Genomic DNA, 25,503 nt, shown 5'->3' on the forward strand with positions numbered 1-25,503 from the left:
AGGAGTTATTTTATATTGGTAAAATTTAAAGGGATATTTTTATAAGAATTTTTAAGTAACCTATAAATTTCTTATTTTCGGCTTAGAATTAAGCTGAATATTATATACGCCATACAAATAAATTATATGCTAATAAAAGTCTTCGGTAGTGCTGTGTTCGGTGTTGAAGCAACTACTATAACTGTTGAAGTTAATATTGATAAAGGAGTTGGTTATCACCTTGTAGGACTCCCTGATAATGCCATTAAAGAAAGCAGCTACCGTATTGCTGCTGCATTAAAGAATAATGGCTATCAGCTTCCAGGAAAAAAAATAACAATAAATATGGCTCCAGCCGACTTGCGAAAAGAGGGATCTGCTTATGATCTTACTCTTGCAATCGGTATTCTTGCCGCTTCAGGACAAATAGTTTCAGATGAAGTTGATAAGTATGTTATTATGGGTGAGCTTTCACTTGACGGCAGCCTGCAACCCATAAAAGGGGCATTACCAATAGCTATAAAGGCCAGAGAAGAGGGTTTCAAAGGTTTTTTTCTTCCTAAGCAAAATGTAAAAGAAGCTGCAATTGTTGATGGCCTTGATGTATATGGTGTGGAAAATGTATTAGAAGTAATAGATTTTCTTGAGGGCAGGGGAGATTTACAGCCTACAATTTTTAACACCCGCGAAGAATTTTACAAAACACTTGATTTTCCTGAATTTGATTTTAGTGATGTTAAAGGGCAGGAAAGTATAAAACGATGTATGGAAATTGCCGCAGCAGGAGGGCATAATATTATTTTAATTGGTCCTCCGGGAGCAGGAAAAACCATGTTAGCAAAACGTTTACCAAGTATACTGCCTCCTATGACATTAAAAGAAGCGCTGGAAACAACAAAAATACATAGTGTAGCAGGTAAAGTGAAAGAAGGTGGATTAATGAATCAGAGGCCATTCCGCAGTCCACATCATACAATTTCAAATGTAGCACTTGTTGGAGGGGGAAGTTATCCTCAACCAGGCGAAATATCAATGGCGCATAATGGTGTTTTATTTTTGGATGAATTGCCTGAATTTAAACGTGAAGTTCTTGAAGTTATGCGGCAGCCACTTGAGGATAGGGAAGTGACTATTTCAAGGGCAAAATTTACTATAACTTATCCTTCATCATTTATGCTTGTTGCAAGTATGAATCCAAGTCCGGGAGGTTATTTTAATGATCCGGATGCTCCTGTGAGTTCTTCACCACATGAAATGCAGCGATATTTAAGTAAAATATCCGGACCTTTATTAGATAGAATAGATATCCATATAGAGGTAACGCCAGTACCTTTTGAAAAGCTTTCAGAAAAGCAAAAATCGGAAAGCAGTGTTGATGTAAGACAAAGGGTAACCACCGCGAGAGAAATTCAAACGGAACGGTTTGCACATCTTGAAAAAGTTCATTACAATGCCCAAATGAATACAAAACAAATAAGGGAATATTGTGAACTTGATGAAGTATCTTTACAATTATTAAAAACAGCAATGGAACGATTAAATCTGTCTGCACGTGCCTATGACAGAATTTTAAAAGTTTCACGAACAATTGCTGATTTGGACGGAGCTCAGAATATTGGTCAAAACCATATTGCGGAAGCTATACAATATCGCAGTCTTGACAGAGATGGCTGGTTAGGATAATTAAAAAATATACTATGAATAAGAAAAAAGAACTGGAGCAACTATTTAATGGTATGCCCGCAATTGTGCAGGAAAAGTTAAAACCTGTAATGGAAAATTTACTGGAAAGGGCAGAAGGTCTGGATGCAATGGGAATGGATGATCCTGATTACGAAGAAGAAGCCGAACTAATAAGGAAAGAAGTAAATAAAGTAAAATATCTCAATGATCAATGGCAGATAATGAATGCTAAAAAGAATAATTAAGCATTACTTTATTTCATCAAAAGTATCTCCCTGATTAATATCACCGGACTCAAACCCTTTTTTAAACCAATATACTCTTTGAGCAGAAGTACCATGAGTAAAGGAGTCGGGTATAACCTGGCCCTGTGAGCGCTTTTGAATTGCATCATCTCCTACGGCATTTGCTGCACTAATTGCTTCTTCAATATCTCCTTCCTCTAAAATGTTATTCATTTCCTGATTATAGCGCGTCCAGAGTCCTGCATAAAAATCAGCCTGCAGTTCTAAAGCAACCGAGAGTCTGTTAGCACCTTTTTCGTTGGTTTTAGCCTGTAAACTGCGTACTTTATCTGAAGTTCCCAGCAATGTCTGAACATGATGGCCCACTTCATGGGCTATAACATACGCTATTGCAAAATCTCCGCCTTTCGCCCCAAAACGTGATTGCAGTTCATCAAAAAAAGCCAGGTCCATATATACCTTTTGATCTGTTGGGCAATAAAATGGGCCGGAAGCAGAAGACGCGCCTCCGCAGGCAGTCTGAACAGCATCTCTGAATAATACAAGTTTAGGTTCTTTATAAGTAAGCCCATTTTCTTTAAAAATTTTAGACCATACATCTTCAGTATCTGCAAGTATAGTAGCAACAAATTGCCCCATTTCTTTATCACGGGCTGTCAGTTCTACCGTTTCCTGAGAACTGCTCTGCTGTAATTGAGAATTAATGTCATTAAGAATTTCAGTATTATCTCCTCCCATAAATAAATTTATTGCGAGTATAATAAGCCCTATAATACCGCCTCCGGCAACAATTTTTCCTCCTGAAAAACCTCGGCGATCTTCTACATTATCACTTTGTCTTCTACCTGACCATTTCATATTGATTGTTTTATATAATGAATTTACTCAATTTTATTAATTAAAAACTCTCTTTATAAATAAATTAGCATAAAAAAAGCCGCATCTCTGATGCGGCTTTTACTTTGTTGTATAGTATTAAAATCCGAAGCGAAAACCTAAATAAGCATCGGCTTGATTTGTATTACCAAGAGCAGCTGAAAGTATTGACCCTGAACCAATATAAAAACCACCAAGTCTAACACCCAAACCTGCAGTAAATCCTGATATTTCGTTAGACGAAATAGGAGCATAAGCTTCAAACCATTCTCCGGAATAGCGTGGAGTTACAGTAAATATATTTTGGGCAATTAACTGATCATTTTTACTTTCGTCACTAAGTCGCTGCTGTAAAAATCCTGTTACATACCAGTTATTATATACTTTAAAATCAGCATATGTAGATAATACTGCCGACTGCTTAACTTTAAAGTCAGATTTTGTATCCACAAATTGTATGTTAGGGTCACTTTGTAATATAGCTTCAACTTCTTTTAAATCATCTACTCCCTCAAACTGACTAAGATTAAATTCCTGAGCACCTGTTGTTTCTAAACGATAATTTTTAGACACATTATTGTTATCCTTGAAAGTCATGCTGCCAAGATTCCTTACGGATAATCCGGCATTTACTTTGTATCCTTCATCATTATTAGGATCTTTCCATCTATAGTTAAAACCAAAGTCAGTGGAAAAACCGTTAAGCCCTCCGGCAAAAAAATCGGTAAAGTTTCCTGCATCAGTAAAACCATCAGCCAAAGAGCCTGAATAAGCTACATTAATATCGGCATTTGCATTTTTTAATACCACATCTCCTGTATTAGCACCTGTGCCTAAAGCTATATCTCCGTTAAATTGGTCGGCGGCCATGTTAGCATAGGATCCGGGAAATATTAACTTAAAGGTTATACCACCTGAAAATTTATGTGTATCGTTTTCAAATATATCACGGGCGGCAGAAAAGCCTACTTCGCCCCATGAGGTGCCTGAAACTCTTTGGTTTGAACCTGCTGTAATATAGCTTCCGGCAATATCTAATATATCAGTGTCTGTAGTTAGTGCTCTTCCTAATCCTGTATCTACATCATGTATATCGGCTTTTATTTTTGCAGAAGTGGTAATAGCGAAAGCCCATTTATCTATTTTATAAGCAAAAGCAGGTCCTAAGATCTCTATATCTGCTTTCATGTTTACAGGTTCATTACCTGAAAATATCATATCTTCAAAATCATCAGATCCCCCGACAAGATCCCCAAAAGTCATTTTATTATTAGATACGTTAGCACTAAAATTAAATATATTAACCTCATATTTATTTTTAAGGTTTGTCAGCTCTGCAGGATTTACCGTTGCATTAATAATACCGGTCCTTCGGGAGGTATTAATTCCTGCAAAATGCTCCTGTGCATATAGCCCTGAGCTAAAAAGGGTTAAGACTAATAGTAATGATTTTTTCATATAGTATAATAGTGATTGTTTTACGGTTTAAATTTATTAATTTTTTTTTATATTAATAATATATTAACAATATAACATTTAATAATTAATTTACCCTAACAGTTTGTAAGCACAAATATCTAAAAACTTAAGTGGAAACAAAATACCTATATTTAGGTATTTTGATGTGTTTACATAATCATATTATTCTCATAACTTTAAATAGCATTCCAGATGCTATCCGAAGGTACGGGTGCAATAATTTGTATTTTTTCTTTTGATACAGGGTGGATGAAGTTTAGTTTTCTCGCATGGAGATGTATGCCACCGTCAGGATTACTTCGGTCAAAACCGTATTTAAGATCACCTTTTATAGGAGAACCCATTGCAGATAACTGTGAACGTATCTGATGATGCCTGCCTGTATGCAGGTTAATTTCGAGGGCAGTATAATTATTAAGCTCTTTTATAATTGTATATTCAAGGCTTGCCATTTTACTGTCCGGCACTTCTTTTATATAAGCTTTTGAAGTATTGCTTTTTTCGTTTCTCTTTAAGTAATGAACAAGAGTATCATTACTTTTGATTGGTTTGTTTTTAACTATGGCCCAATATGTTTTTTGGGTTTCACGATTTTTAAACAAATCGTTCAGTCTTGTTAGTGCTTTAGAGGTACGGGCAAAAATAACTATACCTGTAGTGGGTCTGTCCAATCGGTGGACTACTCCCAAAAAAACTTCTCCAGGCTTGTTATATTTATCTTTTAGGTATTCTTTTACAACATCACTAAGAGGCTTGTCACCGGTTTTATCTCCTTGTACAATATCGCCAACCCTTTTATTAACAGCAATAATATGATTGTCCTCATACAGGATCTGAAGATTGCTTTTGTTGGAAAGTACTTTCATTTAAAGGCTGAACAATTATTTTTAATTAATATTGCTCGTTCGAATTTGGAAAATCTTTTGATTTTACATCACTTACATACTGACCAATAGCATTTGTCATATCCTCATAAAGATTCATATACCTGCGCAGAAAACGGGGACTAAACTCATTGTTCATACCCAGCATATCATGAATAACCAGTACCTGACCATCTACGCCGCCTCCGGCTCCGATTCCTATTACCGGTATCGAAATGCTTTCAGCTACTTTTTTAGCTAAATGAGCTGGTATTTTTTCAAGAACCACAGCAAAACAACCTATGCGTTCCAGCATTTTTGCATCTTCCATAAGTTTTTCTGCTTCTGCATCTTCTTTGGCGCGAACAGTATAAGTTCCAAATTTATAAATAGACTGAGGGGTAAGTCCTAAATGCCCCATTACCGGAATTCCGGCATTAAGTATTTTTTTAATAGAGTCTTTTATTTCACTGCCCCCTTCAAGTTTTACAGCATGTCCGCCACTTTCTTTCATTATCCTGATTGATGATCGTAATGCTTCTTTCGGATCTGACTGATAACTTCCGAAAGGCAGGTCAACAACAACTAAGGCCCTGGTAATTGCTCTTACTACAGATGATGCATGATATATCATCTGATCAAGCGTTATAGGAAGGGTTGTTTCATGCCCTGCCATTACATTTGATGCTGAATCACCTACTAATATTACATCAACTCCTGCTGTGTCAACAATTTTTGCCATGGTAAAATCATAAGAGGTAAGCATTGATATTTTTTCACCATTGGCTTTCATTTCAATTAAAGACTTGGTTGTTATTCTTTTATAATCTTTTTTTGCTGTTGACATGACATTAAAAATTTAGAGGGGTAAAAGTACTAAATTGTAATAACAATAAGGCTTTCGTTTACTTTTTATTATCTAATTTATGTAACAAAAAACCTGATTAAACTACTATAGTATATATGTAAATTATTAGATATGAAAAGAACAATGCTATGCTTACTGTTGATGTTTACTTTTTGTGTAAACGCGCAGGATACAGAAATAAAAAAAACAATTGCGATATTTTTTGAAGGTCTGCATACTTCCGATACCCTAAAAATAAAATCTGTTTGCAGCAAAAACATGATTTTACAATCTATTTCAGAAAATGAACACGGAGTAAAACTTATAACTGAAGATTTAAATGAATTTTACAAAATGATCAGTGAAATTCCTTCTGATATTAAAGTTGAGGAAAGGCTCTTAAATTATAGAATACAAATAGATGGGAGTATGGCCAATGCATGGACGCCCTATGAATTTTATATAAAGGGAAAATTAAGCCATAAAGGCGTAAATTCATTTCAGTTATTTAAGGATGACGGTATATGGAAAATAATTTATATTATTGATACCAGAAGAAAATAAAAAAGTCATAGAGTTAATCTACGGCTCTTTATGTTAACAATCAGCATTATTCACCGTAACGGCAAGTCCGCCTTCAGATGTTTCTTTATATTTATTATTCATATCCTGTGCTGTCTTCCACATAGTATCAACTACTTTGTCTAAAGGCACTTTCGCATTTTTTGGATCAGTTTCCAATGCAAGTTCTGCGGCATTAATTGCTTTAATTGCTCCCATTGTATTTCTTTCAATACAAGGTATTTGTACCAATCCGCCAATAGGATCACATGTCATACCCAAGTGATGTTCCATAGCAATTTCTGCAGCCATAAGGCTTTGTTCCGGCGTTCCTCCCATAAGTTCGCAAAGTGCAGCAGCAGCCATTGCAGAAGATACACCAATTTCAGCCTGGCAACCGCCCATAGCAGCAGAAATTGTTGCTCCCTTTTTAAAGATACTGCCCACTTCTCCGGCCACCATTAAAAATTGTTTGATATGGCTTTCGTCAGCATCATGATTTTCAATTACCATATAGTACATAAGTACAGCCGGTATAACGCCTGCGCTTCCGTTTGTTGGCGCGGTAACCACACGGCCTAAAGCAGCATTCACTTCATTAACGGCCAGGGCAAAACAACTTACCCATTTTAATATCTGACGGAATTTTACTTCTGTTTTTCTTATAACTTTCAGCCACTCCCATGGATTGTTATATGGTAGTTCGCCAATCATATTCTTGTGCATATCAAAGGCTCTGCGTCGTACATTTAAACCACCTGGCAGCACACCTTCTGTGTGGCAGCCGGTGTACATACATTCCAGCATTGTATTCCAGATGCGCATAAGTTCTTTGTCAATCTCTTCTTCAGTGCGGATTGACTTTTCATTTTCATAAACTATTTCAGATATTTTTTTTCCTTCTGTCCTGGTATAATTTAAAAGCTCATCTGCTTTATCAACTGGGAAGGGGAAGGCGCATCTTATCTGTTCCTTTTCTTTGGCTACTGTTCTCTCTTCTTTAACAACGAAACCACCACCTATAGAATAGAATGTAGATTCATATTCCTGTTCATCATCTGTGAAAGCAGTGAACATAAAACCATTAGAATGAAAAGGAAGAAAATTTTTATTGAATATAATATCTCTTGAAATAAAAAAGGGAATATTTTTCTTGCCGTCAAGATTGATTTGATAGCTAACATTTATATTTTCTATTATTGAACCAATACTCTCAATAGGAACATATTCAGGGTCAGCACCACTAAGGCCAAGCATTACTGCAAGATCTGTAGCATGTCCTTTTCCTGTAAGAGAAAGTGACCCGTAAAGATCTACCTTAACGCGATTTACTTTATTGAAAATTCCTTCTTCATGAAGTTCTTTTAAAAAACGTTCGGCGCCACGCCACGGCCCAAGAGTGTGTGAACTTGAAGGTCCTACACCAATTTTGAGCATATCGAAAACAGAAATACATTCATTCATAGCAATTACAGCAAATTGTTGTAAAGATAGTTTATTTACAGCGTGCAAATGTATATAAATTGATACAACTACAACGATATAGGATTAAAATTGTTGATTTGCTAAATTGGAAATAACAAAGAAGCTCTAAGTTGTTATAAGTTTAATTTTAGCAGAGTGTTTTAATGCTAAATCATGATAGTTTTAATATAAAAAAAACCTCCGGAATTTCCGGAAGTCAGATTTAAAAAGGGGAGATTAACACTATCTCTTTACAAGCATTGCAAGCCTTTCGGTATGCGATTTTACATGGTGCAATGTTGTTTCTTCAAGGGGGGAGGCTAATTTTATAAACCAGTCAGGATGATTGCTTCTCTTACCTGTTTGCAGTTTAATATGAATAAATTTTGTCCATAATAAAGCCTTAAGTTGATTTTCCTGTTCGTTCCACATGGACATTTCTACAATGAGGCTGTCGTCCGCTAGTTTTATGAGTAATGATTTTATGCAAACATTTTCATTGTATAGGGCAGGAGCCAGGTATGTTATTTCGTGCCTGTTTACCATCCATCCGGAACCTTTTTCATACAAATCTGTCATATTGATGTTATGAAAATCATTAAGATGATCTTCACGTGCATTAAGCATGTAATCCAGATAGCCTGAATTATGAAGGTGCTTAAAAGAATCGCAATCGCTGAATCGTATTTTATAAAATGTTTTTAGTTCCATTTGCTTCAATTTTCTTAAAGCAAATTTGTATCAAAGTAAAAATATTTCCTTTGACAATTATCAAAAAATCAATTTACTTTAGATCTTATTCTGCTAAGTGTTTCATGTGTAATACCAAGATATGATGAAATAATACCAAGCGGTGCGCGCTGCAATAAAGTTGGGTTTGATTTAAGCAGATTTATATAGCGTTCTTCTGCAGTTTTAAACTGAAGGTCGCTCAGGCGTCTTTGCAGCGCTATTAAGTCAGCAGTAATAATATGCCTGCCCAGGCGCTCAATTTCATGATGATTGTCGTAAAGTTGCTCTAATTTTTCATACGGCATAGACCATATTACTGAAGGTTCTAAAAGTTCTATCTGTCTTCCATCAGGTGTATTAGTAAGATGTCCGGTCATTGAGCAGGTAAAAGAGTTTTCCGCACAAAATCTTTCAGTAACTTCTTTGCCTTCTTTAAGATAAAATGTTCGTGAAAGTCCTTTTTCTATATAATGCACATTTCTGCATATACCGCCAATAGGTACTAATATGTGCCCTTTTGGTAATGATTCTTTTACCATATGGGCCAGTAATATCTTTTTACTTTCTATGCTTAGCTTTACAAAAGGAGAAACACTATCAAAAAAACTGATGGGTTTTACTTTATTTTCCATACTCAAAGTTAATAAATAAAAAAACCTCCCTGTTAGGGAGGCTGTAATACTATTTGTTTTTTCTTTCGAGCAATGCCATGTAAAAACCGTCAAAACCACTTTCTGAAGCCAGTACTTTATTTTCTTTAATAAAGGTAAATTCTTTTCCAATTTCAGTAGTAAGGAATTTTTTGACCTGCTCTTCATTTTCTGATGGCAATACAGAGCATGTTGCATATACCATTTTTCCGCCCGGTTTTACAATTTTGGAATAACTTTCCAATACCTCGGACTGAACCTTCCTTATATTATCTATAAATTCAGGCTGAAGTTTCCATTTGCTATCAGGGTTGCGCTTTAATACACCCAATCCGCTGCATGGAGCATCTATAAGTACACGGTCTGCTTTTTCATGCAGTTTCTTTATAACTTTTGTGCTGTCTATAATACGGTACTCTATATTAAAGGCGCTGTTTCTTTTTGCACGTAATTTAAGCTGTTTCAGTTTGCTTTCATAAAGGTCCATAGCAATAAGCTGACCTTTATTTTGCATTAGCGATGCCATGTGCAATGTTTTTCCTCCTGCGCCTGCACATGTATCTACAACACGCATGCCCGGCTCTACTTCAAGGAAACGCGCTACTAATTGAGATGATGCATCCTGAACTTCAAATAAACCTTCTTTAAAAGCATCTGTAAGAAATACATTCGCTCTTTCTTTCAGAATAAGGGCATCAGGATAATCTTTATCAATAATAGTTTCTATATTTAAATCCATAAGAATAGCACGAAGCTTTTCCCTTGTGGTTTTAAGTGTATTTACCCTTAAAATAACTTTTGCCTGCTCATTTTGTGCAGCAAGTTCTTTTTCCCATTTGGTTTCACCTAATTCTTTAACGCCCAATTCATCCATCCAGTCAGGTATAGATTCCCTGTATTTTCTTGTTTTAGAAAGTTCATCAAAGCGCCCTTTTATACGACGCACAGGGGTGTCTTCAAAATATTTCCAGTCAGGCAGAGTGATACCTCTTAATACAGCCCAAACGGCAAAAATGCGCCAAAGCTTATCTCTGTCAAGAGGTTCTTTAACTTCTGCAATTTCAGTATATAAACGTTTCCAACGAACAATTTCATATATAGTTTCTGCTACAAATTTTCTATCGGCACTCCCCCAGCGTTTATCTTTTTTCAATGCGCGTGCAACTACCTTGTCGGCATATTCTCCATCATTAAAGATAAAGCCTAGTGAATCAATAACTGTAAAAACTAAGTTTCTGTGTAATCTCATTATTGTAATTTGAAGCTGCAAAGGTATTATTTTTTGGGCAGATACACTAAAATCAATTGTTTGTCATTAATACCTTTTTAAAAAGGTTGAAGGCGTATAGCCGGTTTTCTTTTTAAACAATCTCGAAAAGTAGGCGTAATCATCATACCCTAATGCATAACCTATTTCCGTAAAACTGCTTTTTTGAAGAATTAATGCCTTTTTTGCTTCAAGCATTATACGGTCAATTATAACATCAGATGCCGTTTTCCCTACTATAGTCTGTGTTATTCTATTTAGGTGTTTAGATGTTATATTCAGCATGTAAGCATAAGCCGCAGGTGATTTTATAGTTGTATAGTGCTCACCAACCAGTTCTTCAAATTTTCTGAACTTAGCATAATAAGTGTTCCTGTTTTCGCCGGGAATAATGTTTTGAGATATATAATTTCTAGTACTTTCAATATATATGCGATCTACTAAATTAATTATATATTCTTTTTTAAGTATATTATTATCTTCATTCTCTTTAATAATTTTTTTAAATAATTGTTTGATTTCCTTGTAAGTATCATTTTCGAGATGTATAAAAGGTGAATTATGCATACTAAAAAAGAAAGGAAAATGACTCAAGTGATTATTAGTGAAATGTAAGTCGTAAAACATTTTACTATGAAGAAAAATATATCCCTCTGTGTCATCTGATAGTTCCCAGTGATGTGTCTGTCCGGGATTTAAAAAGAATAAAGCCCCGGGCTCTACAGTATATACGGTAAAGTCCACCTCATGCGTGCCCTTTCCTTTAGTAAATAATATTCCCAGATAAAAATTATGAGAGTGGGGCAGTGCTATATCCTTATGCCTGGTGGCCAAATGATTTTCAAGTGTATTAGCATAAAAATCTTCAGGACTGTTATCACCCTGAAATTGCTGCATCTGAAGTATGGACACTTTTTTCATATTATAACTATTATGTCCTAAAAGTACAAATTACTGAGAATATATTTCATGGATTAAAATATCTTATAGATATAAATTTGTAATAAAAAAACAATGTCACAATTTACAGATATTATAGAAGAAAAATGTCCGAAATGCGGTCGGGGAAAAGTGTTTTACAAAAAGGGTAATCCGTTATTATTTCAAATGCCGGGAATGCATGATAATTGCAGGGTTTGTGGCCATAAATTTGAACGTGAACCGGGTTATTTTTTTGGATCAATGTATGTAAGCTATGCGCTAACTGTGGCAGAAATGATTGCCGTTTTTTTAGTAGCTCAGTTTTTTATTAAAAGTTATATTGGTATGATTAGCCTGATCGCAGTTTTTTCGGTACTCTTAAGTACTTTCAATTTCAGGCTTTCAAGAATGGTATGGATCTATATGTTTGACGGTAAAAAAAATAGAAGTTAGACATATAAAGAGTGTATTTCAGCGATAATATTTTCCTTTCAACTTCTTTGTATTTTAGGTCTCATCCTAATTAATTGAAGTAATTTTGAATTTTTTTCACAAAAAATAGCTTTTTTGTATATAAAATCTACTCATAACTTAATATGTGAGTAGATTTTTTATTATATTAGCATTCCAAATTTTTATGATGAAGAAAGTGTTATTTCTTTTAATAGCGGCATCATTTTTTTCCTGTAAAAAAAAGGAAAACATGGTTTACAACCCTTCTTTCAAAAATGTATCTGTAGATACTTTATTGAATGATGATATTAGTATAAGAGCTATTACTTTAGATGGTGACAGAGTTTGGTATGCCGGAAGTAAAGGAAAATACGGCTGGGTTTCATTATCAGGAGGAAAGAATTTTAGTGGAGTAGCTGCGCAGGATTCATTATTACCTGAATTTAGAGCCATAGCTCAAACCGGAAAAAATATTTTTATACTTAATGCCGGAAATCCGGCTTTACTATATAGGATATCTAAAGATGGCAAGCATACTAAACTTGTTTATACAGAAGATGGAGAGAAAGTGTTCTATGACAGTATGCAGTTTATTAATGATTTTGAAGGAATAGCTATGGGTGATCCTGTAGCCGGATGTCTGTCTGTTATTAAGACTACTGATGGCGGTACAACCTGGAGAAAAATTTCCTGCAATACTATTCCTGCTGTTTATGAAGGGGAAGCGGCATTTGCAGCAAGTAATTCAAATGTAATTGTAAAAGGAGATAATATCTGGATAGTATCTGGTGGAAAAAAATCAAGAGTTTTTTTCTCATCTGATAAAGGTGCAACATGGAAAGCTTATGATACACCTATCATACAGGGTAGGGAGATGACCGGAATATTTTCAGCCGATTTTTATGATCAAAAAATTGGTTTTGCCGTCGGTGGTGATTATGAACATTTAGATAAAAATTCAGGAAATAAAATATTAACGGTTGATGGTGGCAAGACATGGGAACTTGTAGGTGAAAATGCCGGATTTGGTTATGCATCATGTGTTCAGTTTCTGCCCAATAGCGATGGGAACGAACTTTTTACTGTAGGTCATTCCGGAGGATATTATTCCTTTGACAGGGGAGCAAGTTGGGAAAAACTGTTAGATGATAAAACTTTGCATACTTTACGATTTCTTAATGACAGCATAGCAATTGCAGCTGGTCAAAATAAGATAGTAAGATTGAAGTTTAAATAGAAAAATTATTAAATTTGTTTTATAACTTATATAAAATCAGGCGGATTGACGATATTTTTACGATTATCTCTTTGAAAAGGCTGAAAAAAAGTAGATTTATGGTTTAGATAAAAAAGAGAAAGAGAAGCTGTAACTTCCCTTTCCCAAACTTAAACTAAACATAAACTAACTAATTGGTTAATCATTTGATTAGATCCAATTAACTTTCATAAACTACTTAATCTTTTTTACCTTTATATTTATTGAGCAGAATCCTATTAAAATCGTCTTCCGCTGTTTTTAATTTTAAAATTTTCTTAGGTCCTATAACCGGCTTTAAATCATTAATTAATTTTTTTCGCAGGTTAAAAATCTCTTCTTCAGCATTCTCAAGCTGTATTACATATAAAAGGGCTTCTTTTTGTGAAAGGTCGTCAATTCCTTTTTCTTCAAGCTTATTATTTAGAGGCCTTATTTTATTGTAACGTATATCGTAAATTTTTTGCTCACAGTCAAGATATAATGGCCAAAATTTTCTCGACTCTGTGGCTGTTAATTTTAGCGCAGCATCTATATGTGCTGATTTTAGTGCCTTTATCTGATCTCTCCTGTCTGCCTGCCCGAAAGCGAACATGGTAAACAATAGAAAGAAAGATACAGCATATTTTATTTTCATAGCGTTATTCGTATAAATAAACGTCTTCATTCGATAAATATTCCTCAATAGCTTCAGGACTTACATTTATTGATTTTTGTAATTCATTCAAATCCTGTTTATCCAGATTTTTCTGCAGCTCATAAGAACTGATATCTGATTGATATACAAGATAATCTTCAATCGCTTTAGCATCAGGCATTACCGGTGCTGAAGCTTCTTTTTCAATAAATAAAAGTGAAAAAGACAACACAAAAGCCGCCGCTGCAGAAGTAACCCATACAGGTCTTCTTTTATATAAAGGAACTACCTTAACTTCTTTTAAAGAAAGGTTTAGCATTACCCTGTCGGCTAGGCTTTCAAAATATGCATCAGGGGCAATAAACCCTGATTTTATATTTGGCCTGCTATCTAGTTTAAAATCTTTCATATCATTTAGACTTAATTAATTGTAAAAGGTTTAATGGCTATTTATAAAATCTTCAATTTTTTTTACTGCATGGTGATAAGAGGCTTTTAAGGCTCCTACTGAAGTACCTAAAATTTCAGAAATATCTTCATACTTAAGATCTTCAAAATATTTCATTTTGAATACCAGTTGCTGTTTTTCAGGTAGGGAAGCTATGGCCTGCTGCAATTTTAGCTGCATGGCATCTCCTTCAAAATATTCATCGGCCTGAAGGCTATTCAGCGCTTTTTGTTGTACTTCTTCGTTAGAAATATTATTTTTTTTAGATTTAGTTGTAAGAAAGGTTATGGCTTCATTAGTCGCTATACGGTAGATCCATGAAAAAAGTTTGCTCTCACCTTTAAAATTCTTAAGGTTCTGAAATACTTTAATAAATGTATTTTGTAATACATCATCAGTATCATCATGATCTATTACTATATTCCGTATATGATTATATAACGGCCTGCTATATTGAGATACGAGCTGCCTGAACGCTATGTCCTGCGTTTTTGGGTTTAGCAATGATGCTATAAAGGCCTTCTCGTCCTGCAATTTTAAGTTGTGTTTTTATATTTGGACTAAAATTAACGCAAAAGGTTTAATTTGCTGTCTATTTATAATTTTATGCTGAAAGGTTTAACATAGCCTTAAAAGCCATACTGTTTTTAAAAATTAATTTTGTTAGAGTATCAAATTTAAAAACAGGATGTTATGAAAAACAATAATTTAATTAACGCTTGTCTGGCTTGTATTGCGGCTTGCGAATATTGTGCCTCACAGTGTATAAATATGGCAGATAAAGATCATTTAAGATGTATTTCTCTATGCAGGGATTGTGTAGAGATTTGCTATTTGTGTCTAAAATCAAATATCAGAGATTCTGAGTATGCTAAGCATATTGCAAATTTATGTGCTGATATCTGTTCTGCATGTGCTGAAGAGTGTGGTAAATTTAGCGGACACGAACATTGCCGTAAATGTGCTGAGGCGTGTAGTAAATGTGCTGAACAATGCCTTGCTGCTTAATTACCGGATATAAATAACAAAAAGGATAGGCGTAATGAGGTAATATCCTATTTTTGCAACTTTATATTAAAATATGATAAATACAGTAATATTTGATATGGATGGGGTTATTGTAGATACAGAGCCTGTACACCATTATGCCTACCATCAGCATTTTAAACACCTGAATATAGATGTTACAGGAGAAATGTATGCTTCTTTTACGGGTAACTCTACTAAAAATGTATATCAGCGGCTTAAAGAGACGTTTGACATACTTGATGAAGTTGAAAATCTTGTTCAGAAAAAAAGATCTCTTTTTAACGATGCTTTTGACGAAAAAGAGGATCTTGATTTATTGCCGGGAGTGCGTGAACTTATAGTAGATCTGCATAGTAACGGCATGCAATTAATATTAGCTTCTTCTGCTTCTAAAGTTACTATTGAAAGGGTTTTTAAACGTTTCAGTTTACACCAGTACTTTACACATATAGTCAGCGGAGAAGATTTTCCTAAATCTAAACCACATCCTGCGATATTTGAACATGCTGCATCTTTGTCTTTAGCTCCTAAAGAAGAATGTGTGATAATAGAAGATAGTACAAATGGTATTAAGGCTGCTAATGCGGCAGGAATTTACTGTATAGGATACATTAGTGAAAACTCCCGCCTTCAGGAACTGGCAGGTGCGGATATAGTGGTAAATCATTTTAATGATCTTAGTTTTAAAAGAATCAAAAATTTAAAATAATTATTTAGGAATTATGATAAAAGCGGTAATATTTGATATGGATGGTGTAGTGGTTAATACAGAACCTATTGGTTATCGTGCTAACCAGGAATTATATAAATCACTTAATATTACTGTGCCTGATGAAGTGTATGGGACTTTTATTGGCAATTCAGATAAAATGATCGTCCAAAAATTAAAAGATCTGTATCCATTATCATTAACGCATCAGGAACTGCTGGATGAAAAGTATAAATATTATTTTAATGCTTTTGATTCTGCTGAAGATCTTGAAATGCTGCCGGGTGTTAAAGATCTTATAATTGATCTTTATAAAAATGGTATGAAATTATTACTGGCATCATCTGCTTCAAACAGGAAAATTGAAAAAGTGTTTGCACGTTTTAATTTGCATCAATACTTTGATTGTACTATTAGCGGCGAAGATTTTGAAGAATCAAAACCAAACCCGGCAATTTTTAATGAAGCAGTTGCAAAATCAGGATTTACTAAAGAAGAATGCATTATTATTGAAGACAGTACCAATGGTATAAAAGCTGCTAAAGCTGCGGGAGTATACTGTATCGGGTATAATAGCGGGCATACCATGGGGCAGGATACATCATTGGCAGATAAAATAATAACCGATTTTAGTCAGGTTAATTTTGATATTATAAGTAACATTAAGTAGATTATTGTACGGCTTCTTTATAAACTTTTAAAGCTCTTTCCCTTGCTTCTTTATGATCTACAATGGGTTTATAATTAATATCCTGAAATTCAGGTACCCATTTTTTAATATATTTTAATTCTTTATCGAATTTTTTTATCTGTTCGGTCGGATTAAATATCCTGAAGTAGGGAGCCGCATCAACACCACTACCGGCAGCCCATTGCCAGTTACCAATATTGCTGGACTGTTCATAATCAAAAAGTTTTTTTGCAAAATAAGCTTCTCCCAGTCGCCAGTCAATTAAAAGGTGTTTGCACAGAAAACTTGCAACTATCATGCGCACACGATTATGCATATTTCCTGTAGCATTTAATTCCCTCATTCCTGCATCTACTATAGGGTATCCTGTTTTTCCCTCACACCATGCCTTAAATTCCTTTTCATTATTCCTCCATTTTATAGAATCATATTTTGGACGGAAACTTTTTGTTATGGTATGCGGGAAATGCCATAATATCTGCATGAAAAATTCACGCCAGATAAGTTCATTTAAAAATGTATCTTTACTATTATCTGCTGCTGTTTTTATTACTTTTCGGACACTTACAGCTCCAAATCTTAAATAAGGGCTTATATGAGAAGTACCTTTTAAAAAGGGAAAATCTCTTTTTTCTTTATAATCTGTAATTAGGGATTTTGAAATATCAAATGAATCGGGTTCTACATCCGATTTTGTAAAACCAATATCACTTAAACTTAAAAAAGGGTAGGAGTGAGCGGTAATATTATTAAGTTGATCTTGACTTTTAAATTCTTTAATTTCCTTTGTTTTAAACGCTTCTTTCCATTTTTTCATATATGGAGTATATACTACATAAGGAGATCCGTCATCCTTAACAATTTCATCTTTTTCGAACATTACCTGATCCTTAAACGTCCTGAAAGTAATATTGTTAGAGCTAAGCAGTTCATTTATTTGTTTATCTCTTTTTAGGGCATAAGGTTCGTAATCATGGTTTGTATATACATTACTTATACTGTTATTTTTTATAAGCTCTTTAAACACTTTTATAGGATCATCATGAAAAACCGCTAAAGAGCGATTTTCTTTTTTAAGATTATTCTGAATATCCTTTAAAAGCATCTGTATAAAAGTCACCCTTGCATCATCTTTTGGTAGCTCATCTAAAATATTCTTATCGAAAATAAAAATAGGGAGTACAGAATCACCTGCTTTTAATGCTTCAAAAAGCCCAACATTATCATTCAATCTTAAATCGCGCCTAAACCAGAATATCGTCATAGTTGATTTTAATTATCTCATTTCTCCGAAAAGTTCGCTAAGCTTCTTTTCACGATAGTCAAATATCTCCTTAAGTTTTGATTTTACCAAAAAAGGATGAACAATACGTCCCAAAACTCCTAAAGGCAGTTTGTAATGAACTATATCTTCCATTTCTACACCTCCCGGAATTTCTTTAAAAAAATGTTTATGATGCCAAAAGCTGTAAGGTCCAAATCTTTGTTCATCTACAAAGTATGTATTTTCCTTAACATGAGTTATTTCAGTTACCCATTCAATTTTAATACCAAGTAATGGTGTAATAGTATAATGTATTATTTGTCCACTAAACATTTCCCGGTCTTCACCGGATAATGTTACAAAACCCATTGATGCGGGTGTGATAGTGGCAAGATTTTTGGGATCTGACATAAAATACCATAATTGTTCTAAGGATACAGGCAATTTTTGTAACCGATGTAAAGTATATAACATATTTAAATAGAAAGTGATGCATAAAGTTAATGCACATTTCATCTATTACACCTCATAGCAAGAGTATTTTTAATATTTTTTAACAACCGTACAAAGTATAATCATTAATTTCGCAAAACAAATTAATAAAAAAATCACATCAAGTTTATGAAAAAAATATTCGCTACCGCAGCATTAGTGCTAACATTTATTTTAAATGGTTCAGCGCAAGTTGTTACACCACAAGCCAGCCCTAAGGCAGTTGTTGAACAAACTGTAGGCCTTACAGATGTTAAAATTGAATATTCACGTCCAAGTGCAAGAGGAAGAGCTGTTTATGGAGAATTAGTTCCTTTCGGGAGAATGTGGAGAACCGGCGCTAATGCAAATACTGTAATATCATTTAGTAATGATGTTGTTATTGCAGGAAAAACATTACCTGCAGGTCATTATGCATTATATACACAGCCAAAAGCCGATAGCTGGGATATTGTATTTTATGATGATACAAATAACTGGGGACTTCCTGAAAAATATGATGATAAAAAAGAAGCATTAAGAACCTCTGTTAAACCTGAATTCTTATCACGTAATGTAGAAACTCTTACTATCGGTATTAATAATCTGGACAGTGACTACGGTTATTTAGAAATCGCCTGGGAAAAAACCATGGTTGCTTTAAAAATTGAAGTACCTACTAAATCAACCGCTATGAAAAGTATTGAAACTGCAATGGCAGGGCCTTCAGCAAATGATCTTTTTGCTGCCGCTCAATATTATTATCAATCTAATGGTGACCAGGCAAAAGCATTAACATGGATAAACCAGTCTATTGCAAAATTTGGTCAGGAACCACCATTTTATATATTAAGACAAAAATCGCTTATACAGGCAAAAATGGGTGATAAAAAAGGAGCAATTGAAACAGCTAAACTTTCATTAGCGGCTGCTGAAAAAGCTAATAACAACGACTATGTTAAAATGAACAAAGACTCTATACAGGAATGGAGTAAAAAATAAACAGAACTTCTGATAAAAAAAGCGGACTGCCTTAATAGGCAGTCCGCTTTTTTTAAGTAATAATGTAGATGCTAACTCTGCACTGTTTTTGCTTTTGAATTGCCTATTATCATCTGTAAAAGTAAAGCAATTACTATTGTCATAGATGCACCTACAACATTAAGCCATAAATAACTCATTATTTCTAATTTATAAATCAAAATAACTACACTTTGGGTAACTAATGCACTCCAGAAAATTGCTTCTGCCTTTATGTATTTAATATAAAACGCTACAAGAAAAATCCCCAGCACTGTGCCATAAAATATAGATCCAATTATATTTACCATTTGGATAAGATTATCGAATAAAGAACCTATACAGGCAAATAATATTGCAATTACACCCCAGATCAGGGTAAATATTTTAGTTGCATCTACAAAATGTTTTTCTGTTTTTTCTATTTTGGTATGACGCATATATATATCTATTGTAGTTGTAGATGCCAATGCATTAAGTCCCGAAGCCGATGAAGACATTGCTGCTGAAATTATTACGGCTAATAATAACCCTATAAGACCCTTTGGTAAAAAATTAAGTATAAAGTAAAGAAAAACATAATCTTTATCATTAGTTTCCGCAGTTTTATCTGCTTTATTTATTAGTTCTTTAGCCTGATCACGTAAATCTTTTTCTCTCGTATTTAACGCAATCATTTTATTATGAAGTTCTTTGTTATCATAATCCTGGCTAAGCTGATCTACATAAAGCAAACTGATTTCTTTTTTTTCATTAGCTACAACATTTAGCTGGTCTTCAAGATCGTGGTATGATTCTTTATACTGGGATTTTTCAATTAGTCTGGTATTATTAGGGTTAAAATGCAAAGGGGCAGAATGAAACTGAAAAAACACAAATACCATAACGCCTATCAGTAATATAAAAAACTGCATAGGCACTTTTAATATTCCATTCATTATAAGCCCCATTTGGCTTTCTCTTACCGATTTTCCAGAAAGATAACGCTGTACCTGTGACTGGTCTGTGCCAAAATAGGCGAGGGCAAGAAAGAATCCTCCTGCAATCCCACTCCAAATAGTATATCTCTTTTCCGGATTTACAGAAAAATCGAGAATATTAAGTTTTTCATTTGCTCCGGCAATATGCAAAGCATTATTAAAATCAAGTTCTTGAGGTAGATAATTCAGGATTATAAAGAAAGTAATTACCATACCCGTAACTATTACAAACATTTGCTGTTTATGTGTAACATTTACAGCTTTTGTCCCGCCGGAAACAGTATATACAATTATCATAATACCTATTACAACATTCATCAGATTAAGATTCCAACCCAAAAGTGATGATAAAATAATTGCCGGCGCATAAATAGTAAAACCTGTGCCAAGTCCTCTTTGTACTAAAAAAATAAGGGCTGCAAGAGATCTTGTTTTTACATCAAAACGCTGTTCAAGGTATTCATAAGCAGTATAAACTTTAAGCTTATGATAAATAGGAATGAAAGTTATACAAATAACAACCATTGCTATAGGCAGGCCAAAATAAAACTGAACAAAGCCCATACCATCATGATAGGCCTGTCCGGGAGTGGAAAGAAATGTAATTGCACTGGCCTGCGTAGCCATTACAGATAAGCCTACAGTCCACCACGGCGTCTCATTGCTGCCTAATATATATTCATTTACGTTTTTACTGCCTTTTGTTTTTATTGCACCATAAGTCACAATAAAAAGAAGGGTGCATGAAAGAATAATCCAGTCTAATAACTGCATACTAATAAATTTGCATTATAAAATAGAACAGCACAATATACATGATGTTTAGAAGCAATACAATCGAATAGCTTTTTTTCCATCCTGAAGGATTATCTTTCATGTGTGTTTATTTTGGTTATTTATAAGACTCTGTTATTGTTATTTTGTTACAAGCATTATCTGTTATCTGCCAACTGCGATAAGGTTTGCCATAAGCCTGTAGGCTCCCGATACTCCTTCAGGTAACTCCCTGAAAAAGCTCAATCCGGTATAAATGTAATATCCTTTACCATATTTAGCTACTAGCAGTCCGCCTTTTTTTGTTTCCTCACCTTTGTCACAAGATTTAAATATCGGGGTAAATTCTTTAGCCCATTCATCAGGATAATATAATCCCTGTTCCTGCACCCAGCCTTTAAAATCATTATCAGTTATTTTGTTAGGATAATTTAGAACGGGGTTTTCAGGATCTAAGAAAGTAACTTTTGCATTTTCTTCCGTAACCCTGTCGCGTGATATGCGTAAAGTGTAAGGGGCAATATTCTGAGTAACCAAACTCCCGGTTGTGTTATATTGCACTACCATATTCCCGCCATTTTCAACATAATCAAATAATATATTTTGTTTGAAAGCTAATGCATCTAAAACATTGTACGCTCTAATACCTACTACTACAGCATCATAGTTTTTTAATGTTTCTGTTGTAATATCATTTGGAGTAAGAAGCGTTACATCATAGCCCATCTGTTTAAGGCTTTCCGGTATATTATCTCCGGCTCCCATTATATAAGCTATGTTTTGCCCTTTTATCTTCAGATCTGCTTTGGTAAACTTAGCTATAGATGGTAGTAAAACCTGCTGGCTTACTATATGTGGGTAGTTTATTATTATCTGATCCCTGTCAAACTCTTTTCCATCGATTGTAGCAATGCTTCTTACTGTAATTTCTGAGGGGGCAGAGGGCGGGGTAACTTCGAAAGTTACAGTGATTTCACTCCCTTTGGCTGAAAGATTAAAAGGAATTGAGACGGGGCTAACTTTCCATCCATCAGGTAATTCAAGTTTAAGAGAGCCTTCACAATTATCTTTTCCAGCCCGGATCACTACACTTGTAAACTGACTTTTATTATCCTTAAACAGTTGTACCCTGTTAATTATATGTGTGGTTACTGCAGGTATAACATCAAAAGGCTGATAAACTTCTCCTGCAACGGGATCATTATATTTATAAACTATAGTGCGCTCAAAAGGAATACTGGTTCCTTCAATATTTATATAGAAAGCGACTTTCATTTCTCTAATAATGTCCGGACGCCCAATTTTTTGTAAATCACTTACTTTGTACATTCCTGCATCACCTTTTTCAGTAAGCCAGTACGGGGAAGTATAGGCTGTTTTTAAAGGAACAATTGCATCAATTGTATTTTCATTACTTATATTATTTCCTAAATCAGCTTTTACCTCTATAGTTCTGTTTTCGGGTAATAAAGCAATAGTATTTAAAGTCATAGGTACGCTGCTTCGGTTTATGGCTTCCCATTTAATTTTTAAGCTGTTGCCCGGTGTTGCAGATTGTGTTTCAGCCACTGCTTCAATATATAAGCCACTACATCCGGCTATAATTTCTTTTATTTCCTGTTGTTTTAATTCTTTCCAGTATTCATCTTCAATCTTACCAATTTCAGAATATACTTTTACTAATGCAGGAACTGAAGCGGCAGGATTTTTAAAATCATAATTTTTAAGTATAGTAGTAATAGCTTCACCTATCGCTTTTCCTCCTTTTACGCGATTCCATGAAGTATCTATACCTTCAAATAGATTTTGTTTATCTTTTGGAGTTTCGCCTTTTATAATTTCAAGATATTCCATATCATCACCACGCACGCCTGTAGAGCCAAACCCCTGCGATTTATGTTTGCTTCGGCTTAAAGCAGCAATTTCCTGATTAGACACTCCAAGGGTAGGATAGTAGACTCCCGTTTGAAGGTTTATATATTTTGACTTATCCGCTTTATCAAATTTGTCTTTTCCTCCAAAAAACCACCATGAAACATTAAACATTACACGTTTTGGCTGCCAGACCTTTGTAAATTTAAGTTGTTCAGGTTCATAATTTGCATCGGCAGCAAGTGTGTATGCTTCCTGGGTAAGCATAGCTGAAGAGGTATGGTGTCCATGTGTGCTTCCCGGCGTACGGTGATCAAACCTGTTTATTATAATATCAGGCCTGAACTTCCTGATTACCCATACCATATCCTGAAGCACTTTTTCCTTATCCCATATTTGTAACGTTTCGTTAGGAACTTTAGAAAAACCGAAATCATTGGCACGGCTAAAAAACTGTTCGCCGCCATCAACTTTCCGGGCCTCTATCAGTTCCTGTGTACGAATTACTCCTAACAACTCCCTAAGCTCTAAGCCAATTAGGTTTTGTCCGCCATCTCCACGGGTTAATGATAAATAGCCCGTACGTGCCTTTACATCATTAGACAGAAATGATATAAGTCTTGTATTTTCGTCATCCGGATGAGCGGCAATATATAATGCTGTACCTAAAAAATTAAGTTTTTCAAGTTTGTTATAAATTTCAGCAGATGATGGTTTCTGTGGTTGAGCGAAACAAAAACTATAACTTAATAATATAAAATATAAGAATGTTTTTTGCATTGTATTCAATAGTAATTTTTTGTTATTCATGCCATGAGCATAATATGCTGATTGTTTATTTAGAAGTAGCAAATTGGGTTAAATACTGATATACTTTATCTACAGGCATACCAACTACATTCGCATAAGATCCTTCAATACGGGAAATGGCAACAAGTCCTATCCATTCCTGAATTCCATATGAACCGGCTTTATCATAAGGCTTATATTCTTCCAGGTAATAACTGATTTCCTCATCGGTAAGAATATTAAAAGTTACCCTAGTAGTTTCATTGAAAGTTTCGCTTTTATCAGCGTTTTTAATGCACACCGAAGTAATTACTTCATGGGTTTTTCCCGATAAAGATTTAAGCATTATAAAAGCATCTTCTTTATCTTTTGGTTTTCCAAGGGCTTTTCCTTCGTGCCATACTATTGTATCACTGGTAATGAGTATCTCATCCTCAGACAAAGTTTCTTCTAATGCTGATGCTTTTAATTCTGCTAAATAGTCTGTAATTTCAGCACCTTGAAGCGTTTCCGGATAAATTTCTTCAACTTCTTTAAGACGTACTTCAAAATTAGTATCAAGCTCTCTTAAAAACTGCTGTCTGCGGGGAGAGCCTGAAGCTAAGATAAGTTTATAGTTTTTTAGTTTTTCCTTAAGCATGATACCTGATGTTGAATGTTATTATTGTGGCAGATAGTGCAGTAAAAAGTAATATTGCCTTAATCACAACTTCTAAAGCTGAAAAATCTTTACTTGTTTTAGCAGATAATATATTTATAAGTAAATACACAAGAGGTCCCAGTATAAAAAGTAGGCAGTATCCTAATGCCCATAATAATTCTCTTAAATATTCATTTATATAATAAAGCAACATAACTGCAGCTATAAGACCTATTACAAATGTTATTTTTACTGTTCGTTTTTTGCCTATAGCTATTGGTAATGTATTAAGGCCTTCATTATAGTCTGCATCTGTATTTTTAAGGTCATTTAATAAAGTAACTAAAAGTCCTAAAACCAAAGTAAAAATGGAATGATCTGTAATAAGCCCAAAAATTGTTGCTAATTGCACTTTGTCAGAAGCTCCAAATACCGGATATATAGCAAAAATGCCGATTATCATTACACTGAGAGCCATAAGGAATGCTATTGTTATATTTCCTAGTATAAAACTTTCCCTCAGGTTTGTTGAATAAAAATAAAGTGTACCTACAGGTATAGCAAAGGCTATCATAAAGCTCGGCCTTCCAATAAGATTGGACAAATAATAGCCTATTACGAGGCCACTAATGGTTAAGCCTCCATAAATATAGTAAGCAGCAGATTCTGATAAGCCAAAGCCTGCACTGCCTTTTGAAGTGATATTTGTAATAAGAAAACCACCGGCTGCAATAAGTACGCTTGCCAATACAAGTAATGTATAATTAGCATCATTAAGAGTAAGTGTTAATCCGGGTTGATAATCCAGAAACCCATATTTAAAAATAAACTGGGAAAACGCTAATAATAAAAGGTGTCCAAACCCTATGAGTTTTAAAAATTTCATGTAGAAAATTTAAAGTTT

At 34.3% G+C, this 25,503-nt stretch carries 27 protein-coding genes; 9 read left to right on the forward strand and 18 right to left on the reverse strand.

Features of this window, described 5'->3' with window-relative positions:
- Positions 1 to 126: 126 nt before the first annotated feature.
- A complete protein-coding gene (locus NHE85_RS14365) occupies positions 127 to 1,662 on the forward strand; it encodes a YifB family Mg chelatase-like AAA ATPase (RefSeq protein WP_252812836.1) in 1,536 nt (511 codons plus the stop codon).
- A gap of 14 nt (positions 1,663 to 1,676) precedes the next feature.
- A complete protein-coding gene (locus tag NHE85_RS14370) occupies positions 1,677 to 1,907 on the forward strand; it encodes a hypothetical protein (protein WP_252812837.1) in 231 nt (76 codons plus the stop codon).
- Between the two features lie 3 nt (positions 1,908 to 1,910).
- Here NHE85_RS14370 and NHE85_RS14375 read toward each other — a convergent pair whose 3' ends face one another.
- The 4 genes from NHE85_RS14375 to panB form a co-directional block, all read right to left on the reverse strand.
- Positions 1,911 to 2,765: a neutral zinc metallopeptidase gene (locus NHE85_RS14375; RefSeq protein ID WP_252812838.1), complete on the reverse strand. Its 855-nt coding sequence runs from the start codon at positions 2,763 to 2,765 to the stop codon at positions 1,911 to 1,913.
- Positions 2,766 to 2,882: 117 nt separating this feature from the next.
- On the reverse strand, positions 2,883 to 4,241 hold the full coding sequence (locus NHE85_RS14380) for a hypothetical protein (RefSeq protein ID WP_252812839.1): 1,359 nt from the start codon (positions 4,239 to 4,241) through the stop codon (positions 2,883 to 2,885).
- Positions 4,242 to 4,438: 197 nt separating this feature from the next.
- Positions 4,439 to 5,128 carry an RluA family pseudouridine synthase gene (locus NHE85_RS14385; protein ID WP_252812840.1) on the reverse strand — a complete coding sequence of 230 codons (690 nt, stop codon included), beginning with the start codon at positions 5,126 to 5,128 and terminating at the stop codon, positions 4,439 to 4,441.
- A gap of 25 nt (positions 5,129 to 5,153) precedes the next feature.
- The gene (panB, locus tag NHE85_RS14390; RefSeq protein ID WP_252812841.1) at positions 5,154 to 5,972 is read right to left on the reverse strand and encodes a 3-methyl-2-oxobutanoate hydroxymethyltransferase; all 819 of its coding nucleotides are present in this window, start codon (positions 5,970 to 5,972) and stop codon (positions 5,154 to 5,156) included.
- A gap of 132 nt (positions 5,973 to 6,104) precedes the next feature.
- Here panB and NHE85_RS14395 point away from each other — a divergent pair, with 132 nt between their 5' ends.
- The gene (locus NHE85_RS14395; protein WP_252812842.1) at positions 6,105 to 6,536 is read left to right on the forward strand and encodes a nuclear transport factor 2 family protein; all 432 of its coding nucleotides are present in this window, start codon (positions 6,105 to 6,107) and stop codon (positions 6,534 to 6,536) included.
- Between the two features lie 33 nt (positions 6,537 to 6,569).
- On the opposite strand, the gene NHE85_RS14400 is transcribed toward NHE85_RS14395, so the two are convergent.
- The 5 genes from NHE85_RS14400 to NHE85_RS14420 all read right to left on the reverse strand — a co-directional run bounded on the left by NHE85_RS14400 (position 6,570) and on the right by NHE85_RS14420 (position 11,567).
- Positions 6,570 to 7,997 (reverse strand): L-serine ammonia-lyase, encoded by a 1,428-nt coding sequence (locus NHE85_RS14400; RefSeq protein WP_252812843.1) that lies wholly within the window; start codon positions 7,995 to 7,997, stop codon positions 6,570 to 6,572.
- Between the two features lie 243 nt (positions 7,998 to 8,240).
- Positions 8,241 to 8,708 (reverse strand): thioesterase family protein, encoded by a 468-nt coding sequence (locus NHE85_RS14405; protein WP_252812844.1) that lies wholly within the window; start codon positions 8,706 to 8,708, stop codon positions 8,241 to 8,243.
- Between the two features lie 68 nt (positions 8,709 to 8,776).
- Positions 8,777 to 9,361, reverse strand: a complete 585-nt coding sequence (locus tag NHE85_RS14410; protein WP_252812845.1) for a Crp/Fnr family transcriptional regulator — start codon at positions 9,359 to 9,361, stop codon at positions 8,777 to 8,779.
- Positions 9,362 to 9,410: 49 nt separating this feature from the next.
- Positions 9,411 to 10,628, reverse strand: coding sequence for an RsmB/NOP family class I SAM-dependent RNA methyltransferase (locus NHE85_RS14415; RefSeq protein ID WP_252812846.1), 1,218 nt, complete (start codon positions 10,626 to 10,628; stop codon positions 9,411 to 9,413).
- Positions 10,629 to 10,694: 66 nt separating this feature from the next.
- The gene (locus NHE85_RS14420) at positions 10,695 to 11,567 is read right to left on the reverse strand and encodes an AraC family transcriptional regulator (RefSeq protein WP_252812847.1); all 873 of its coding nucleotides are present in this window, start codon (positions 11,565 to 11,567) and stop codon (positions 10,695 to 10,697) included.
- 93 nt (positions 11,568 to 11,660) lie between these two features.
- On the opposite strand from NHE85_RS14420, the gene NHE85_RS14425 reads away from it, so the two are divergent.
- Both NHE85_RS14425 and NHE85_RS14430 read left to right on the forward strand, forming a co-directional pair.
- The gene (locus tag NHE85_RS14425; protein WP_252812848.1) at positions 11,661 to 12,020 is read left to right on the forward strand and encodes a DUF983 domain-containing protein; all 360 of its coding nucleotides are present in this window, start codon (positions 11,661 to 11,663) and stop codon (positions 12,018 to 12,020) included.
- Between the two features lie 184 nt (positions 12,021 to 12,204).
- Entirely contained in the window at positions 12,205 to 13,257 is a 1,053-nt protein-coding gene (locus NHE85_RS14430) for an oxidoreductase (RefSeq protein WP_308219360.1), read from the forward strand.
- Between the two features lie 217 nt (positions 13,258 to 13,474).
- Here NHE85_RS14430 and NHE85_RS14435 read toward each other — a convergent pair whose 3' ends face one another.
- The 3 genes from NHE85_RS14435 to NHE85_RS14445 are packed head-to-tail and all read right to left on the reverse strand — an operon-like array spanning position 13,475 to position 14,894.
- On the reverse strand, positions 13,475 to 13,912 hold the full coding sequence (locus NHE85_RS14435; protein ID WP_252812849.1) for a sensor of ECF-type sigma factor: 438 nt from the start codon (positions 13,910 to 13,912) through the stop codon (positions 13,475 to 13,477).
- Between the two features lie 4 nt (positions 13,913 to 13,916).
- Positions 13,917 to 14,321 carry a hypothetical protein gene (locus NHE85_RS14440; protein ID WP_252812850.1) on the reverse strand — a complete coding sequence of 135 codons (405 nt, stop codon included), beginning with the start codon at positions 14,319 to 14,321 and terminating at the stop codon, positions 13,917 to 13,919.
- Between the two features lie 30 nt (positions 14,322 to 14,351).
- Positions 14,352 to 14,894 carry an RNA polymerase sigma factor gene (locus NHE85_RS14445; RefSeq protein ID WP_252812851.1) on the reverse strand — a complete coding sequence of 181 codons (543 nt, stop codon included), beginning with the start codon at positions 14,892 to 14,894 and terminating at the stop codon, positions 14,352 to 14,354.
- 159 nt (positions 14,895 to 15,053) lie between these two features.
- Here NHE85_RS14445 and NHE85_RS14450 point away from each other — a divergent pair, with 159 nt between their 5' ends.
- From NHE85_RS14450 to NHE85_RS14460, 3 genes are all read left to right on the forward strand, one after another.
- Positions 15,054 to 15,368, forward strand: a complete 315-nt coding sequence (locus NHE85_RS14450; protein ID WP_252812852.1) for a four-helix bundle copper-binding protein — start codon at positions 15,054 to 15,056, stop codon at positions 15,366 to 15,368.
- Between the two features lie 73 nt (positions 15,369 to 15,441).
- The gene (locus NHE85_RS14455) at positions 15,442 to 16,098 is read left to right on the forward strand and encodes an HAD family phosphatase (protein ID WP_252812853.1); all 657 of its coding nucleotides are present in this window, start codon (positions 15,442 to 15,444) and stop codon (positions 16,096 to 16,098) included.
- Between the two features lie 13 nt (positions 16,099 to 16,111).
- Complete coding sequence (locus NHE85_RS14460) at positions 16,112 to 16,768, forward strand: HAD family phosphatase (protein WP_252812854.1); 657 nt, start codon at positions 16,112 to 16,114, stop codon at positions 16,766 to 16,768.
- A gap of 1 nt (position 16,769) precedes the next feature.
- Here the strand turns inward: NHE85_RS14460 and NHE85_RS14465 are convergent, their stop codons facing one another.
- Entirely contained in the window at positions 16,770 to 18,053 is a 1,284-nt protein-coding gene (locus NHE85_RS14465) for a deoxyribodipyrimidine photo-lyase (protein ID WP_252812855.1), read from the reverse strand.
- 12 nt (positions 18,054 to 18,065) lie between these two features.
- Positions 18,066 to 18,527 carry an SRPBCC family protein gene (locus tag NHE85_RS14470; RefSeq protein ID WP_252812856.1) on the reverse strand — a complete coding sequence of 154 codons (462 nt, stop codon included), beginning with the start codon at positions 18,525 to 18,527 and terminating at the stop codon, positions 18,066 to 18,068.
- 147 nt (positions 18,528 to 18,674) lie between these two features.
- Between NHE85_RS14470 and NHE85_RS14475 the strand changes: the two genes are divergently transcribed.
- The gene (locus NHE85_RS14475) at positions 18,675 to 19,526 is read left to right on the forward strand and encodes a DUF2911 domain-containing protein (protein WP_252812857.1); all 852 of its coding nucleotides are present in this window, start codon (positions 18,675 to 18,677) and stop codon (positions 19,524 to 19,526) included.
- Positions 19,527 to 19,597: 71 nt separating this feature from the next.
- On the opposite strand, the gene NHE85_RS14480 is transcribed toward NHE85_RS14475, so the two are convergent.
- The 4 genes from NHE85_RS14480 to NHE85_RS14495 form a co-directional block, all read right to left on the reverse strand.
- On the reverse strand, positions 19,598 to 21,298 hold the full coding sequence (locus NHE85_RS14480; RefSeq protein WP_252812858.1) for a sodium:solute symporter: 1,701 nt from the start codon (positions 21,296 to 21,298) through the stop codon (positions 19,598 to 19,600).
- Positions 21,299 to 21,463: 165 nt separating this feature from the next.
- Positions 21,464 to 23,950 carry a PIG-L family deacetylase gene (locus tag NHE85_RS14485; protein ID WP_252812859.1) on the reverse strand — a complete coding sequence of 829 codons (2,487 nt, stop codon included), beginning with the start codon at positions 23,948 to 23,950 and terminating at the stop codon, positions 21,464 to 21,466.
- A gap of 55 nt (positions 23,951 to 24,005) precedes the next feature.
- Complete coding sequence (locus NHE85_RS14490) at positions 24,006 to 24,599, reverse strand: Maf-like protein (RefSeq protein WP_252812860.1); 594 nt, start codon at positions 24,597 to 24,599, stop codon at positions 24,006 to 24,008.
- On the reverse strand, positions 24,592 to 25,485 hold the full coding sequence (locus NHE85_RS14495) for a UbiA family prenyltransferase (RefSeq protein WP_252812861.1): 894 nt from the start codon (positions 25,483 to 25,485) through the stop codon (positions 24,592 to 24,594). Before NHE85_RS14495 ends, NHE85_RS14490 begins: the two co-directional genes overlap by 8 nt.
- Positions 25,486 to 25,503: the final 18 nt, after the last annotated feature.

It is taken from the genome of Flavobacterium sp. NRK1 (genome assembly GCF_024054175.1).
Classification (GTDB): Bacteria; Bacteroidota; Bacteroidia; order Flavobacteriales; family Flavobacteriaceae; genus Flavobacterium.